This is a genomic window from Pseudomonas sp. MF7453, assembly GCF_016405455.1.
GTDB classification, from domain to species: domain Bacteria; phylum Pseudomonadota; class Gammaproteobacteria; order Pseudomonadales; family Pseudomonadaceae; genus Aquipseudomonas; species Aquipseudomonas paralactis.
Window position 1 is genome coordinate 1 of record NZ_JAEKCN010000039.1, and the last position, 15,911, is coordinate 15,911.

Genomic DNA, 15,911 nt, shown 5'->3' on the forward strand with positions numbered 1-15,911 from the left:
CGGCACATCCTGCTGAACGGGCATTACACCTTCCAGACTGACGGCAAGTTCATCGACCTGGATGCGCTCGTGGCGGGACTGGAGCTGGGCTGACGGAAATTTCTGGGATTCCGGCGTACAACCCCAGTACGAGACCGTTTGATCGATAAACCCTCCCAGCATCCCGTCACAAACCTCGCCTGGGCGGCGCAGAAGCCGCCAGGAAGCGTTTTATGCCAAAGACCGGAATTACCCTCACGCCACCCCTAAAACGCCTCTAGAGCGCTTTATGGAGACCCTGAAGGGCTCAGAGCGTATAGCGGCATTCAAATCGCCCCTGCGGGTTTGATATACACGCATTGGAGCCTGGCTGGCGACGAAGGGGCAGGGCCACCAATACTGATTACTCGCTTTTGCGTATTTGATACCGCCTGGGCAGTGCGTACCGGCACGGTTTGAGTGTCGCGCTTTTCAAAAAAAGGTTCTGGCCGAAGGCCAGGCATATCGGATTTTTGATTTCGATCTTTTTGCGCCGGTGATGTGCTGCGTTTGGATGGGATTTAGGTGCCCGGTGGCGCGAAGCGCCTGGTAGAAGCTGTGCCGCTTGCGGCACAACATAGCTAGACCGGAGGGGGAGCCGCCCGAAGGGTGGGGGAACACCGTAGGGGTGCCCCGGCAGAGCCGCGCTTTTTGCGAATTTTTAATGCTCAACTTCGAAAAAATGCAGGGCTCTTTTTAAACCTGTTTTTTCTTGTTTTTATCTTGTTTTTAAATCTTGTTTTTAGCTCCTCTGCAGGCCACGTGGCACTAGGGCTGCAGCGATTAAGTAGCTAAGGATTCCGGGTAAGTAGCTAAGGATTCCGGGTTGAAGAGCTAAGGATTCCGGGTAAGTAGCTAAGGATTCCGGGTTGAAGAGCTAAGGATTCCGGGTGTTATCCACAGGCACGTCGGTATCGGGGAAATTGAGCTTCATTTGATCGTCATCTCTGAATCTAAAAATGAGTCGATTGATCGACCGTCCTTTTTTCTCGGTTTTCAACTCAATCTGCAGGCCACTCTTTTCCCTAAGCTCGGTAATTGCTGGATCAATTACTTTTAGCTTTAGGTTGCTGTAGCGCTCGTAGGATGGGCCTAGCTCAAGCAGGTCACGGAAGTCGTCAACACTAACAGTGTAAAGCCCTGTGCTTTTGAACTGCTGCAAGAGCTCAAACAGCCTGATTGAATGGGTAGATGACAGCGCGGCGATGCGCTTTAGCTCATAGGTTGTGAAGCTTTTGTTCAAATGGACTAGGTAGGGCTGCACATGGACAGTGAAGTACAGCTTTGTCTCGCCGCCACCATCCAAATAATCCACACGGTCAACCCAGCGAAAGCGGCTCTTGTAGCGTCCGTCGTAGGTCTTAATATCACGTTCATAGAGCGCAGAAGTGGCTTCCTTCAGGGCCTCGTAGGCCTGTTTTAGAGGGATTCCGTACTGTTCTGAGAAGTCAGGTGCAGTGATCGAAAGGGGGCGCGGCATCGGCTTACGTGGATCTATCTGTGAGATAGCCGCCAAAAGCAGACGTTGTTCATTCAGCGTGAGCTTATAGGCCGCTGTTACTAGGTCATTCGACTTGGTGACATTTTTCTTGGGAACTGCCGGTTCTGCCACGACACTTTTCATCCGACTAAATCCATACGCGGGTTTAGCTTGATACTAAACAGCTAAAACTGAAAAAACAATTAGCTGTTTAGCCCGGAATCTTTAGCTTTTGCAAAGCAAAAATTGCTTTACATGGTCGGCACCATCCAGCGCCTTGATGGCGCTCCCTATGGGAGTCGCCGAATATATGAATTATGAATTATGAATTCACAAACCCAGAAACGGCGAGTGCTTCACGTATAATTGCGCTTACGGTCTTAGGCCCTGTGCCCGCTCTTTTATTTTCTAGCGCCCGGTCTTCTAGCTGTTCAATAAGACTTGGGGGAAGGCTGATAGTGACCGGCTTTGCCTTCTTTGTTTTTGGCTGCGTCTCACCATAAGGCCGGTCCACTAAATCGCGGGTTATGGCGTCAATCTGTGCTGGGCTGGGTACATGCTTTGGTTTGGCTGATACCGTCTGACTGGGTGGCTTAGGCATCACCGAAAACCTCTTTTGTCAGCTGATCAATCTCTGCAGCAGCTTGGGCGTTATCACACTCAAGAACTGACTTACCGTTGGGAATTGCATCCTTATAGGCCTTGCGATAGAAGCCAACAGCATCCAACGGTTGAATGCTCGGAAACTCGGCCAAGTACGCCAAAAATTCTCTTCGCTCAGTCTCACGCACTGCTGGGTTTGTACTGGCCATGCTGTGGTAGGCCAAAACGCGCAGATCCGGATTCAGATCACGAACCCGCTCGCATTGCTCCTGGAGTTCACCGAGCGTATCCAAGTCCAATTGACTGCACTGGTGAGGCGCAATAATCACATCCGCGATAACTGCTCCCGTGATGAGTTCGCGCGAGTTCCGCCCAGCTACATCAACCAGTACATGATCGAATTTCTCGCCAAGTGTCTTGAGTGTTGCTGTGATGTTGTCGCGTTTCTCTATAAGTGTAAGGGCGGGGGTTAACCCTGCAGCTTCCCGCTCCGCGTACCACCTGGAAGCAGAGCGCTGCGGGTCAGCGTCCACAAGACACACGTCCGAACCACGTCGGGCGAGTGCTACAGCGAGGTTTACTGCTGTAGTTGTCTTCCCGGCGCCCCCTTTATTGCACCCAATCACAACGATCATAATTCATAATTCCTAATTGTGAATTGCGAAACTGACAGCGAGTATAGCCCATGTTGCTTCTTATGAATTCACAATTCACAAGAAGCAACATCTTGATATTGGTTGCGCGAATATTTGCAGCGGTTGGACACAATAATTGCTAGCTAGTAACATATTGGTTACCATTATGGCATGACGATAACCGTTGACGAATACCTGCGCAGCGACGAAACCAGCCCTTTCGACGCATGGTTCTCCACACTTGATGCGCAAGCCGCAGCAAAAGTTTCCACCGCGATTGTTCGGATGGAAATGGGGAATACGTCCAATATCAAGTGGTTCGATGGGCTTGGTGAGTACCGAATTGATTGGGGGCCAGGCTACAGAATCTATCTGGTACAGGAAGGCAAACGCCTGATCATCCTGTTCGGTGGCGGAACAAAATCTAGCCAGAAAGTAGACATAAAGCAGGCAGCGGCATTGTTGGCCGAGTACAAAAGTCGCAAAAGTGCGGCAAAGCGAACGAGGTAACCCATATGGCACTCACCCGCAGCTTCAAAAACACCGTTGCAGAGCGCGCCCAGCGCGATCCTGCATTTGCCCAGGCACTGCTAGATGAGGCAGCAACCTTATTCCTCAATGGTGAACCTGAAACCGCGAGAGTAATTCTGCGCGACTTAGTCAACGCCACCGTTGGATTCGAGGGGCTTGCCAAAGAAACCTCGAAACCAAGCAAAAGCCTACATCGCATGCTGTCTGTCAGTGGCAACCCAAGCATGGATAACATCGCGGCCATCTTTGCCGTTATACGCGCAAGGCTAGGCGTTGATATTCAGGTACACGCTGTCCGCGCTGCTTGATACAGGAATATCTTCATCTCCAGCTGATAACCATCGAGCGCAGCCGGCGCACTGCCTGACCCTGAGCGTACGGCACAGGTGCAGCGGGCGTAGCCGGAATCCTTCCCTGATTGGCTGCAGACCGCGCCGGGCGCGGGCTTGAAGGCGTTCATCAGGGCCGATACTGGCGCTGCAGACCAACCCGGAATCCTTCCCCCTTTGCCGCTGACTGTGACGAATCGAGCGCAACGGAGGCCGCGCCAGGCGCGGGTTTCACCAGGGCAAAGCCACTGGTACGGCATAGCCGGAATCTCTCCCTGATTGGCTGCAGGCCTTGCCATGCGTGGCTTTGCCGTGGCGAAGCCGTTGCCCCGGCATAGCCGGAATCTTTCCCTGATTGCCTGCAAACCGAGCCGAGCGCGGGCTTGGGGTTTGGGGAGCAATGGAACCGAAAACCAACGTAAGCACGAATTAGAGTTCGCTTTACTCGTATGTGACTGTTGATTGGAGAACTCTGATTGTCGAAACGAGTTTATCGAACCGCTTTTCGGATGTTTACGGTCCTTCCTGATGTTCGTTAAAGCGGTTTCATAAAACGGTGGTTTTATCGTACTCCCCAGACAGAGCGCTGGTTTGCGGGCAGGTACTGGGCTTAAGTGCGTTTACTGTTCCATTGCTCCCCGAACCCCGGCTTGAAGGCGTTCATCGGGGCCGATACCGGCGCTGCAGACCAACCCGGAATCCTTCCCCCTTTGCCGCTGACTGTGACGAATCGAGCGCAACGGAGGCCGCGCCAGGCGCGGGTTTCACCAGGGCAAAGCCACTGGTACGGCATAGCCGGAATCTCTCCCTGATTGGCTGCAGGCCTTGCCATGCGTGGCTTTGCCGTGGCGAAGCCGTTGCCCCGGCATAGCCGGAATCTTTCCCTGATTGCCTGCAAACCGAGCCGAGCGCGGGCTTGAAGGCGTTCATCGGGGCCGATACCGGCGCTGCAGACCAACCCGGAATCCTTCCCCCTTTGCCGCCGGCCGTGGCGGATCGAACGCAACGGAGGCCGCGCAGGACGCGGGTTTCACCAGGACAAAGCCGCTGGCACGGCATAGCCGGAATCTTTCCCTGATTGGCTGCAGACCGCGCCGGGCGCGGGCTTGAAGGCGTTCACCAGGGCCGATACCGGCGCTGCAGACCAACCCGGAATCCTTCCTCCTTTGCCTAGCGAATGATTCAGCCAGGCAGCACCTTTGCCAAGGTTGCAAAAGGTTGTAAAATAAAACTTAATTAACCAAACAGGGATTCCTTATGAGTACCGCCATCAAGCTCGACAGTGCCCTCGTTGAAACGGCCCGCATTTATGCTTCCGCCGCACATCGCTCAACCCCCAAACAAATTGAGCACTGGGCCACCCTCGGTCGTATTGCAGAGCAAAACCCCGAACTGCCGTATGACTTCATCATTGGTCTTTTGCAGGCCAGAGCCCAAGTGAAGGCGGGTGACGCGACCGAGTACACCTTCGGATGAAGGTCATACAGGCCAACGAGTTTGCTCGTGCGGTGAAAAAACTGCCGAAGCAGCTGAAGGCTGAACTGGACGAGGCAGTCAAAGCCATCATGGCCAACCCGTTATTGGGTGACGCTAAGGTGGCTGATTTGGCGGGTATCCGCGTGTACAAGTTCAAGCTAAATAAGCAGCTCACTTTGCTTGGGTACGAGTACGACGGAGATACAGTGACCCTGTACCTGTTAAAGCTTGGCAGCCATGAAAACTTCTATCGCGACCTGAAAAAATAAGTCGGCATCACAGTCGGCCATCATGCTCTTTCCGCCATTTTATCCAGCGCTCGATAGAGCGTAGAACGATGCACGCCCAATAGCTCCGCAGCCGCTTTCACGGTGAAACCATCTTGATCGATTAGACGGCGAGCGTGCTCGGTCTGAGCCTTAGTTAGGGTAGGGCGGGGACCAAACTGAACACCTCGCGCTTTGGCTGCTTCTCGGCCTGTGCGGGTGCGTTCCAGGATCAAGCTGCGCTCAAACTCGGCGATACCTGCAAACACAGTCATCACCATGCGGCCTGCCGGTGACGTGGTATCCGCCCACGGCTCAGCCAGGCTACGCAGGCCAGCACCGCAACCACGAATCCGCTCAGCAATATCCAGCAGGTCGCGCGTGCTGCGCGCCAGTCGATCCAACCGGGTGACAGTGACCACATCACCAGGACGCAGATGATCGAGCATCCTATCCAGCTCCGGACGCACTCGACGGGCCCCTGATACCTTTTCAGCAAACAGCTTGTTGCAGCCGGCTGCACGCAAATGATCGCGCTGCTGAGTGAGATCCTGATCGTCGGTGCTCACACGGGCATAGCCCAGCATAAGCCCGCCTGTGATGAGATCGAGGGTGCCGGGGTCGTTGTCGTCGCGCATGATTGGTCGTCGCAGGTTATGGTCGCTGCATCATGCCATTGCGCGACAGACAAACGCGACAGCCTGCCACCAGCCAGGCTGGGAGCTGACGATTTGTCGCATAACTTAGGAGTTATACGACACAGAAAATTTTCCGCCTCGACTGACTGTGGTCGCAGAGAAGGTCACCAATAACGCACAGGGCGACCACCAAAAATATAGCTTCAACACGATACGGCTAGGCAAGACCAAGACTTCTTGTTTTTCCACCTCATTAGAGGGAGAATAACCGGAAGCCATCAGTGACGGAGCTAGACCTTAATGTTTACGAATATCGTTTTCTCTGATCCGGATGAGGTCGCAACCCGCCTTAGTGCGCTTGGGGTTTCAAGAGATGCACTGATGGAAGCAATCAATCAAGGACACATGCGCCGAACGATGCTGACGCCTAATCACCCTAATATTTTTCCAGGGTTGGTAATGTGGGGAGAGTGCGTTGCAGGACTACGCAACCAACTGCGTCCTTTGGGATGGGTTCGTCACGTGCTCGGCAACTATGAATCAACGGTGAACTACGATACTAAACTGGCTATTGCAGTTGCATCGGGAGACGAGGCTACAGGACTTTTACATGCAACACCTTCCAATAGATCAAGAAAAGGTCGCAATACGGTTAATGCTATTGAAGCAAATCGGCAGGATGACTTGTTCCCTGAGTTACTAGCTCCGCATATCGATATAGCCCAGCCTGAAAATCAAGATACTTGGATATTACTTCACCACACCGATATTCTAAAAAAAGAAATTCGAGTAGAGTTTTCTAAGCCTTGGAGTATAGGTGAGGACGGAAAAATTAAACTCTGGTCTGAACGAATCATTATTGGCGAGATATCATTCGATGATGATATCGAAGATTTAATTGAACCTGAAGATATGAATATCGACTTCAATATTACTAGAAAAGCATCCTGATTTACTATGTTCAACTTCAAAAGATTTTCCCTCGCGCGCCGTCGGCGAGGGATGAAAATACGTGAGCTTGCCAATAAAATCGGAGTAACAGAACGCTCTGTTTCCAGCTATGAAAAAGGCACGCAAATACCTGAACCTTCTACATTAAGTAGAATTTCTGAAATTTTAAAATTCCCGGAAGCATTTTTTTTTGGCGATGACCCTGAAGTACCTACTCCAGACATTGCAAGTTTCCGTTCACTTTCAAAAATGACTGCTTCTCAGCGAGACTCTGCTCTAGGTGCCGGTGCAATAGCTCTTCTTTTGAATGACTGGATCGAATCACGATTCGACTTGCCAGAACCTAACGTACCAGACTTAGGGAGTGAGCGAAATAACTCAGCATCAGGGCAAATAGATGTTGAGTCTCAAGAGATTGAAGAGTACCCCGCATTACAGGCAACTCAAGCCCCGGAGGCTGCTGCGGAAATACTCAGAGCTCATTGGGGGATTGGCAATAACTCGATTAAGAACCTTATCGCTCTTTTGGAATCAAAGGGCATAAGAGTCTACTCCTTAGCAATAGATGCAAAAGAGGTAGACGCTTTCTCTATGTGGAGTGGCGGCCGGCCCTTCATGTTTCTCAATACTTTCAAATCTGCAGAGCGCTGCCGCTTTGATGCCGCTCATGAACTAGGGCATTTGGTACTGCATCAGCATGGTCATCCACAAGGCATTGATGTTGAGCGTGAAGCCAATGCATTTGCATCAGCTTTTCTTATGCCGCGCGCAAGCGTTCTTGCTCGGGCCCCGCGCTCAGCCACGATCAAAAGTCTTATAAAATTCAAAAAATATTGGTCTGTCTCCGTAGCCGCCCTTAACTACCGGCTCCACTCTTTAGGTCTGATCTCAGACTGGACGTACAGGACGCTGTGCATCCAAATTGCGCAGGAAGGATTCCGAACTTCAGAGCCAGAGGCAATCGCTCATGAAAAATCTCTTATTCTTGAGAAAGTATTTTCGGCGCTCAGAGAAGAAGGCCTAAGCAAAAATAATGTCGCGGATCAGCTAGCCATTCCTACGACAGAAATAAACGAGCTTACTTTTGGCCTAATGCTAAATGTTTTGAAGGGCGGGCTAGCAGAAGACTCAATAAAAGAGAAAACCCCATCGCCATCTATTCGATTAGTAAAGGGGTAATTTGCGACCACAAGCAGGCTCTCAAAAGTCTGCTTGTTTTATTACTTGGCTTCGCCTCGGCTATTGGCCTGCAATTCGATAACAGTCTTTCTCTTGGTACACCATACCTAGCTCTTCCAGGGCGGCTAGTGCCTCTACTATCAGCGGAGTGGTGGTCTTGGGGGCGGCGAAGTGGGCGACCAGCATCTCTAGTGTCATTGCTTGATTGCCTAACGTGTTGCGCACGGCGGCGATTTGTTCGCGCATGCCCTTTGGCCAGGTGATCTTTTTAACTTTGGCCGCAGGCTCAAGAACCACTTCGTCGCCGACATCCAGCTCAGCTTCTGACTGCTCCGGGGCCTTAGTTGCGCTGGGGTTCTGGTACTCGGGCCGCAGCCAACGGATCTGGCCTTTGGCTTCTTCGGCGGCGCGCTGGCTGTTGAGCGCGACCAAACGCAGCAACAGCTCTTCTTCGGCTTCAGCCTGAGCTTCTGACTTATCTGGCAGAGGCGTAGTCGCTCCAGGTAGACCAACCAACTGCTTGGCCAAGTCATCCCAGCCGTAGGCAGCAAATACTGAGCGGTCGAGGTCGTCGTGCAGCTCGCGCAGCATGGACACTAGACCTTGGCTGTTGATCAACTGCTCCTTAGTGGTCAGCGCTGCGCCTGAGCGCTGCTTCTCCATCACGTTGTACATGCCGGTCAGAGTCAATTCTGGGTGCTGGGCTTGTTGACGTTTTCGGTGGGCATCCAAACGCTCGGCCAGCTCGCGTATTTTTGCCTGCTGATCGGAGCTAGCGGCTGGGAAGGGGTAAGTTTCGAAGCAACGAGTCTTGTTATAGCGAGGGTCGTTTCCAACACCGAGACGCCCGCCAGCGGCAAGCGCCCAAGTGACATGCAGCCGACTGGAGAGAACGCCCATGGAAAAAGCATCACTCAGACCGAAGGCAACAAGCATGTTGTCAGGAAGAATCGATGCATCAAGAAATTGGAAAATGCGATGTTTCGTAGTTTCCACAGCCGCAATGTAAGTTGATAACCCAGAGAGATAACTGCGTAACTCTCCGCGAGTTCGCCCATGTAGCCACCAGTTTTCCCGAATCGCCTTGTCCTTATTTTGGTCGCGCTCTGGCTTCACGCGCTCAAGTACATGCTGATAGACAGAGGGGAAACGCTCCCGAACCTCATCGGCCGTAAAACCGAACAGGTCGATTACCATTACGCCGCGCGGCGACTGGGCCAGATCACGGCCATTACGATAGGCGCGAATGTGGTTTTCTAACCCATCGACAACCCCTAGACCTAATGCCTTTGCCTCTTCCTGAGTAACGATAAACCCCGCACCAAAAAGCATCATCCCCCGGCTTGTTAACCCACTATTAGCCAGGAGTGACTGCGACCCGGACACATCCGCACCGGTTTTTAAATCCGCAAACAGGCGGCCTTGCTGCTCCTGCAACTTGACCTCGATCTCATCCTGGTTACCGCTAATTTCATCACGCACTTGTAGCAAGCGCCCGTCATGCTCGCCCGCCGCACCGACGGTCATGGCAATGCGTACTTGTGCACCATCACCGGCATCCACCCAAGGATGATCGGGAATCGCAAAAGCCAGTGACAGCGGATTTTTAGCTTCCAGCTGCGCCTGCATAACGCGGCGATTGAAGGTCTGCTTAATGCTGTTGGTGGTGATAAAACCAAAACGCTGAGCCTGATCAGCACGAACGGTCTCGGCCGCTATGTGCCACCAGTGCATGACGAAATCTGCCGATTCTGGAACCTCTGGCCAAGTGCTGCGCACCGCATCGACATAGCCGTCGCCCAAAGCACGGCGCATGGTTGAGGCACCAATAAACGGCGGATTGCCAACGATGTAATCGGCCTGCGGCCACTCTGCCTTGCGCGGGTTGCGGTAGATGTACTGCTGCACCTGCGCGGCATCATCCGGCACTTTCTCACCGGTAACGGGACTGGTCTTGGTGGTAATGCCATCCCAACGAGTTACCGGCTTACCGCTCTCGTCAGTGACCAACTCCACGGCGTCATACGTGATCAACGCATCACGGTGCTCGATGTTATGAAAGTCGCGCAACACGGGCTCGGGCGGATTGACCTTGCCGTAGGTGCGGAAGTGCCATTGCAGGTAGCCGATCCACAGCACCATTTCGGCAATCTTGGCGGCGCGCGGGTTGATTTCCAAACCTAGGAATTGATGCGGATCGACGGTCAGGCCTTCCAGTTCGAAAGAGCCAGATTTAACGATACTGCCCAACACCTCCAGTACCTCAGCCTCCAGCCGCTTCATATGCTCCAGGGTGACGTAGAGGAAGTTACCGCTGCCGCACGCGGGATCGAGGACGCGGGTTTGGCACAGCTGGTGATGGAATTTGCGAATCTCGGCGACCGCTTCCTTGGTTTTGCGCTGTTGCTTGTAGGTCAACGCCGCCGCCTGAACTTCTGCCCACTCGGCGCGCAACGGTTCGATAATCGTCGGCAAAACCAAGCGTTCAACATACGCACGCGGGGTGTAATGTGCGCCCAGCTTGTGCCGCTCACGCGGGTTGAGCGCGCGCTCTAGCAGGGTGCCAAAGATGGCCGGCTCGACATAGCGCCAATCCGCTTTAGACGCTGCGGCCAGTAGACCAACCTGCTCGGCGTTCAACTCAATGACCTGGGCATCAGTGAACAAGCCACCGTTAAAGCGCAGTACATCGGCATCCAACGCAGGCGCAAAACCACCCGTGTTCATGGTCTGCCAAAGGCTGCGCAGCTGTCGGCAAAACGACTCTGGCTTGGCTTTAAGGTTTGCCAGTAGGTCGGTGAAGCTGCGCTCAGGCAGCAGGCCAACGTCTTCCGAGAACATGGTGAACAGGCAGCGCATCAAGAAGCTGGCGACCTGCTCAGCGGAGTGCCCGCTTTCTTCAAGGGACTTGGCTAGTTTGGCCAGCTGGTCGGCAATAACACGGGTGATTTTGCCCGCGTAGCGGGTTGGGTCGAGGCCCAACGGCTCAAGCCAAACCGTGCGCAGGAGTTCGCGGGTATCAGGATTGCGCAGTTGCTCTAGGGCGATCTTATGATTGCGCTGGTCAGGGAAGGCCACATAGTTGCCACCTGATCGGCTGAACTCAGAGAAAAGAGAAAACGATATGCCCACATCAACGACGACGATAAACGGCGGACGTCCCTCTTCAACAGGGAGAGCGCGTGCATATACCTCTGCTTGCTTAAGCGCTTTGGTAATGGCCGCATCCCAGCCATCACTTTCAACCTTCTTGCCCGTATCTTTGCCTTCTAGAACGAAACAGCCACGCCTATAAAGGTCGATACGACGAGCCGTTTTACCGCCATCGAAAACCTGTTCGGTAATGCTCCGCTCGAAGGTGTATGCGTTGACATTGCGATCTGCGCGGGCTGGATCGGGCTGCGGCAAGTCCAGGAGGGTGCATAGCTCGGTGAGGAACATCTGCAAGTTGGCGGTTTCATTGCCACCCCGGCTAATACCACCACCCCAACGCTCGATGTACGCCTCAACTTTTTGATCAATCACACCCGCTCTCCCTGGCTACGGCAAAAGCCGCGATTCTAACGGAGAAGACGCGATGTGATGGCACTGCCTACCTGGATACTGCGGAAGACCTTATGCGCCGTGATCATTTGTAGGAGGCGCTGCGACAACACCTGCTTGTCGCTGGGTGAATCAGTGATTCACATAATAGAAGCCGCCCATACCCACGAAGAGCGGAACCTATGAACCTGTCGATTACGATTCACCTGGAAATATCACTGGCTACAGTCTTTCTACTGGCCAATATCCCACTCTACTTACAGCAGGTTGGCTGGCCCACCTGACTACCAATATTCGGGTTTGATGGCTGGTTTTTTCCGGGTCGGAACCCGCGCGGGGAACTGGTGCGCCAAGAGTTCGTCTTCGGTGATGAACCTGCGCATCCAGTGCGAATAGTCTTTTAGAGAACCTGGTGGCGGACGCTCTATACCTGCACGGTGAGGCAGAATGACGCCGACCTGCATTGCCGGAAAGTCCTCACGGATCGCCCGAAGCGCTGGCGTCATATCCGTATCTGCAGAAACCAAAACGATCTGGTCGATACGGCCATCCTCAGCCAAGCTGGCTTGACGCGCCGCCAGGCGGTACATACTGACGGCGATATGTACGTCGGTTTCCTTTTCCTCCAGCTTCCAGATATCGACTTTGTCCTGGCGCGAAGGACGTGTCTGCTTATCAATAAACCGTGGTGCCTTAGCCGGGTCCAGCTGATGCCGCCCGTAGTGCACCTGGACACCCTTCGCCTTCAAAGCCCTGACATAAGTGTCCTGGGCCTCTTTGGACTGAATCCCACGTGTAGCGAGCTCTGGTTTTACGCCTGAGGTGAAGTAGTCGACCGACACCAAATGGCTGGCGGGATCTTGTACATGGGCAACGTGCGCAAGTAGCCCTGGCAAATCCAGCCACTTGTAATCAGTGCCTGCCAGCAAGCCGTAGAAGAGGTTGTAACCGTCAACAAAGAAAGCTGTTCGCACAAATCCGTTCCCTAGAAACGAAAAAACCGGCTTTCGCCGGTTTCTTCACCCCAACGGCCAGCGAACTGAATCGCTGCGTACGGGGTTGAGTAGTAAGTTAACTTTACAAGGCTTTGACCGCTCCGTCAAAGGTGCGCGGGTATCTCAACGGGTGCAGAGCATTACCCTCACGGGAGCCCGCTTTTCAGCGACTTTTTTGCTCATATCTGGTTACCGCCTTTCCCTCGGCATACCATAAGTCTGCCTGCAGGTTTACGCAGGTCTTGCCCCTATGCAGAGGATGCTACGTGTACGAACCCCTGAGAGACCCCGCCGCAATCACCGCCGCTAATCAGTTCTTTGATGATCTGATCGCTTTAGCCGACCCCGACAATGTGCTGCCCCTGCTGCGCCCACAGGTTGAAGATTACCGATGGGAAACGCTGAACCACAGCGGCCACCCAACAACGCGCAATCAACTGCACGGCTTCCTTGGTGGGCTGATGGTCACCGGGACGCTATCGCCAGAACATATCCACGCGCTAAGCCAACGTATCAACCAGGGCCACGCTGCCGGCTGGATGTAGTATTGCCCACGACCGGCGCGTCGGGCCTCGTACCGGACTAGTAACCTTTCAGAATGCGGAACTGCCCGTCATTGCCGTATTCACCAGCCCCGAGATCGATCTCGGCGCACAGGCGCTTTTTAGTCCCGCACTCGGTCAGCACAACCTTGCCGCCCTTTTCCTCAAGGTATTCGGCCTTAGCCCGCAGCTTGGCGATTTCTTTCGGACTCGGCACCAGTATCAGTGCGACGGCCAGGACAACCAGCAACAACAGCGCGGCAGTACCGGCCCACAGCGCCCCCCATTGCCAACTGAACGACGCCGCCGCTTGGCTCAAGCGCTGCTCGGCCTGCTCCGCACGAGCTGTAGCGCCATCCAGCGCGCTTACAGCGGGTTTTACCGACCCACCTAGGGTTTTCACTGTCTCGTCACGAACGGCTACCAAGGCGCTGCTGACAGCCTCTGAGACGGCAATGCGCGTTGCTTTCTCGATAATGAGCGCAGACGCCTTACCCGCCATTTCCATCTCCCGCACGGCGGCGCGGGCCTGCTCGACGGTATGTTCCAACCCGGCCCGCTGGGCCTCTAGCCGCTCGATGGCCACCACTGCCGCTTTCTGCTGCTCCTGGGCAACGGCCATCAGGCCGAACAGTTCCTGTTCACTCACGCTCATTGCATCGCCTCACATGCTGAAATCGGGGCCGCTGCGCCCACGTTTGACCGGGCCTTCATTGCTCAAGGCCACGTGCTTCGGGGCCTTCGCGGCCACTTCCTGTTCTTTAGCTCGTTCCTGTGCCGCCTGCTCGGCGGCACGCTCCTGGGCGACTCGCTGCGCCTCAGCCGTCAGGCGTGCGCGCTCGGCTTCGATCCGCGCGGCCATGTCCTGGGACTGCTGAAAACGGGCCTTGAACGCCTCCATGCCAGCGCTCGCCGCGCCGGCAACGTGTTCACGGGCCGCACGCGCGGCGCGGGCCTGCTCGATATTGATGATTTGCGCCGATACGTTGCCCAGTTCGGTACGGTCAGCGGACAACTGGCGGCGGTCGTTGTTGACCTCAAGCCGAGTGACGTTGCCCAGCGGGGCGCGCTGTTTGCGCTCGCATTCGCGCCGAATAGCCGTCACGCGGGGGCCTTCATGAATGGTCGGCAGACGATCAAGCTCGACGGCGCGCTCCAGCTCGCCCGACGCCAGCGCGGCGGCGCGCTGCTCGACCAGTGAGCGCCGGTCTACCCGTGCTTCACTGCCTGCCCGCTCCAGGGCGTGATTGGTGCGCGCCTCGATCATCGCCCGCACCCATTCGATTTCCTGCGGCCCTCGCTTCACGTCGTCCAGCTCGCGGGTCTTCTCACCCAGCGCGCCGGAAGGCTCAAGGCGGCGGGTAGTCATGAGAATGTGCGCGTGGTGGTTGCGCTGGTCGCCCTCCCGGTCGGGCGTGTGCACGGCCAGTGTTCCGGCTGTGCCGTAGCGGTCGGCCAGCGCTTGGCCGATGCCCACAGCAAGCTCCCGGCGCTGGGCCGGTGACAGCTCGGCGGGCAGGGCCACCAGCACTTCACGGGCCACGCGGGCATTCTTGCGAACCTCGGCAGCTTCGGCCCGGTTCCACAGCTCGGCGGACGGCTGCGGGGCCATTCCTTCCGGCGCAAAGCTAGCGACGTGTTCCACGCCAGTGCGCCGCCGATAGTCGTGAACTTCGCCGGTACGCATGTCGGTGATCTCTTCGCCATTACGATAGGCAGCGGCAGCAGTGGCCGAACGGCCACTTCCCCTACTGACTGTCTTAACACTGGCTGAATAGATCGCCACGGCTGTGGATTCTCGCTTTTGCTGTTTGGGTTTTGATTTTGTCGGCTTGCCGACCGCGCTGCAAACGAAGTTTGCGTAAGTGCGCCCTTCTATTCTTTCAGGGTCGTACTGTGCACGCCAATACTCTAGCGTAGAATCAAAAAATCAGACACCATTAGACACCAGGAGAGGGAAAGCACATATGGCTGATTTAGAAGCGCTCAAACTCAAACGCGACCAACTCAATGCACGTATTCAGCAGGCAGAAGCACGACAACGCGCTACAGCTAAGAAAGCTGATGATCGGGTCAAAGTTCTGGTGGGTGCGGCTGTACTTCACCAGCAAACACAATCGACTGAGAAGCGCGCTGCTCTACTTTCACTGCTCGACAGTTTCCTAACTCGGCCTGCTGAACGTTTGGCAGTTTTGGGGGAAGACGGGCAAGGGTCTGAGGCGTTCAAACGATTGGTGTCTGGGGGTACTGAGTGAGTTTCTGGATAACGGTCTACCTGAATCCAGATGCAGATGACCGCAATGCAGAAAACACCCTGGCTTCGTGGGAAGGCCCCCTACACAGTTGGAACGGTTTCAAGGATCTGATTGCGGCCGGAAAGCTTACACAAACGCGCGCTGACTTCTTCCCAAGCCTGTACAGGGGTCTAGCCTGTGACGTGCTGCCCATTCTGCCAGTGGTGAAGAGGCCAAAAATATCGGCCCACTACACGCCAGAAATGCTCCAGGAACGAATAGCCAGATGCCCGCCAGACGCCGAGCTGGGCATCATGATTTGGGATATGGGCTGATTTCAGGTGCCGTGTGAAATCGCTAGTACGGGGATGTAAGCCGGAACCCCAGAAATTTCCGTCACCCTAGTTGGGTGGGCTCAACACTCGTGTCACCAGCTACCTTCTGGAGAATCGAGCTCGGCCATCCCTCCCTGGACGGGCATCGCTCGACGA

At 54.8% G+C, this 15,911-nt stretch carries 16 protein-coding genes; 9 read left to right on the plus strand and 7 right to left on the minus strand.

Annotated features, from left to right (window positions below; translation table 11 throughout):
- Positions 1 to 895: 895 nt before the first annotated feature.
- Both JFT63_RS29120 and JFT63_RS29125 read right to left on the minus strand, forming a co-directional pair.
- On the minus strand, positions 896 to 1,642 hold the full coding sequence (locus JFT63_RS29120) for a replication initiation protein (RefSeq protein ID WP_198845301.1): 747 nt from the start codon (positions 1,640 to 1,642) through the stop codon (positions 896 to 898).
- A 449-nt stretch (positions 1,643 to 2,091) separates the two neighbouring features.
- Positions 2,092 to 2,736 carry an AAA family ATPase gene (locus tag JFT63_RS29125; protein WP_198845302.1) on the minus strand — a complete coding sequence of 215 codons (645 nt, stop codon included), beginning with the start codon at positions 2,734 to 2,736 and terminating at the stop codon, positions 2,092 to 2,094.
- 171 nt (positions 2,737 to 2,907) lie between these two features.
- On the opposite strand from JFT63_RS29125, the gene JFT63_RS29130 reads away from it, so the two are divergent.
- The 4 genes from JFT63_RS29130 (at position 2,908) to JFT63_RS29145 (ending at position 5,341) form a co-directional block, all read left to right on the plus strand.
- Positions 2,908 to 3,246: a type II toxin-antitoxin system RelE/ParE family toxin gene (locus JFT63_RS29130; RefSeq protein WP_198845303.1), complete on the plus strand. Its 339-nt coding sequence runs from the start codon at positions 2,908 to 2,910 to the stop codon at positions 3,244 to 3,246.
- A gap of 5 nt (positions 3,247 to 3,251) precedes the next feature.
- The gene (locus tag JFT63_RS29135; protein WP_198845304.1) at positions 3,252 to 3,575 is read left to right on the plus strand and encodes a helix-turn-helix domain-containing transcriptional regulator; all 324 of its coding nucleotides are present in this window, start codon (positions 3,252 to 3,254) and stop codon (positions 3,573 to 3,575) included.
- A gap of 1,278 nt (positions 3,576 to 4,853) precedes the next feature.
- Entirely contained in the window at positions 4,854 to 5,072 is a 219-nt protein-coding gene (locus JFT63_RS29140; RefSeq protein WP_198845305.1) for a TA system antitoxin ParD family protein, read from the plus strand.
- A complete protein-coding gene (locus JFT63_RS29145; RefSeq protein WP_153400676.1) occupies positions 5,069 to 5,341 on the plus strand; it encodes a type II toxin-antitoxin system RelE/ParE family toxin in 273 nt (90 codons plus the stop codon). Before JFT63_RS29140 ends, JFT63_RS29145 begins: the two co-directional genes overlap by 4 nt.
- A 20-nt stretch (positions 5,342 to 5,361) precedes the next feature.
- Here the strand turns inward: JFT63_RS29145 and JFT63_RS29150 are convergent, their stop codons facing one another.
- Positions 5,362 to 5,976, minus strand: coding sequence for a recombinase family protein (locus JFT63_RS29150; protein WP_233102445.1), 615 nt, complete (start codon positions 5,974 to 5,976; stop codon positions 5,362 to 5,364).
- A 300-nt stretch (positions 5,977 to 6,276) separates the two neighbouring features.
- On the opposite strand from JFT63_RS29150, the gene JFT63_RS29155 reads away from it, so the two are divergent.
- Both JFT63_RS29155 and JFT63_RS29160 read left to right on the plus strand, forming a co-directional pair.
- Positions 6,277 to 6,927, plus strand: a complete 651-nt coding sequence (locus JFT63_RS29155; RefSeq protein WP_198845306.1) for a hypothetical protein — start codon at positions 6,277 to 6,279, stop codon at positions 6,925 to 6,927.
- A gap of 6 nt (positions 6,928 to 6,933) precedes the next feature.
- Complete coding sequence (locus JFT63_RS29160; protein WP_198845307.1) at positions 6,934 to 8,106, plus strand: helix-turn-helix domain-containing protein; 1,173 nt, start codon at positions 6,934 to 6,936, stop codon at positions 8,104 to 8,106.
- A 60-nt stretch (positions 8,107 to 8,166) separates the two neighbouring features.
- Here the strand turns inward: JFT63_RS29160 and JFT63_RS29165 are convergent, their stop codons facing one another.
- Both JFT63_RS29165 and JFT63_RS29170 read right to left on the minus strand, forming a co-directional pair.
- Complete coding sequence (locus JFT63_RS29165; RefSeq protein WP_198845308.1) at positions 8,167 to 11,631, minus strand: class I SAM-dependent DNA methyltransferase; 3,465 nt, start codon at positions 11,629 to 11,631, stop codon at positions 8,167 to 8,169.
- Between the two features lie 302 nt (positions 11,632 to 11,933).
- Entirely contained in the window at positions 11,934 to 12,623 is a 690-nt protein-coding gene (locus JFT63_RS29170) for an NYN domain-containing protein (protein ID WP_198845309.1), read from the minus strand.
- Positions 12,624 to 12,910: 287 nt separating this feature from the next.
- Between JFT63_RS29170 and JFT63_RS29175 the strand changes: the two genes are divergently transcribed.
- Positions 12,911 to 13,189 carry a hypothetical protein gene (locus JFT63_RS29175; RefSeq protein ID WP_198845310.1) on the plus strand — a complete coding sequence of 93 codons (279 nt, stop codon included), beginning with the start codon at positions 12,911 to 12,913 and terminating at the stop codon, positions 13,187 to 13,189.
- A 37-nt stretch (positions 13,190 to 13,226) separates the two neighbouring features.
- On the opposite strand, the gene JFT63_RS29180 is transcribed toward JFT63_RS29175, so the two are convergent.
- A complete protein-coding gene (locus tag JFT63_RS29180) occupies positions 13,227 to 13,841 on the minus strand; it encodes a hypothetical protein (RefSeq protein WP_198845311.1) in 615 nt (204 codons plus the stop codon).
- Positions 13,842 to 13,850: 9 nt separating this feature from the next.
- Entirely contained in the window at positions 13,851 to 14,972 is a 1,122-nt protein-coding gene (gene mobQ, locus JFT63_RS29185; RefSeq protein ID WP_198845312.1) for a MobQ family relaxase, read from the minus strand.
- A 181-nt stretch (positions 14,973 to 15,153) separates the two neighbouring features.
- Here mobQ and JFT63_RS29190 point away from each other — a divergent pair, with 181 nt between their 5' ends.
- Together JFT63_RS29190 and JFT63_RS29195 are read left to right on the plus strand one after the other, a co-directional pair.
- Complete coding sequence (locus JFT63_RS29190) at positions 15,154 to 15,441, plus strand: hypothetical protein (protein ID WP_170061036.1); 288 nt, start codon at positions 15,154 to 15,156, stop codon at positions 15,439 to 15,441.
- A complete protein-coding gene (locus tag JFT63_RS29195; protein WP_198845313.1) occupies positions 15,438 to 15,755 on the plus strand; it encodes a hypothetical protein in 318 nt (105 codons plus the stop codon). Before JFT63_RS29190 ends, JFT63_RS29195 begins: the two co-directional genes overlap by 4 nt.
- Positions 15,756 to 15,911: the final 156 nt, after the last annotated feature.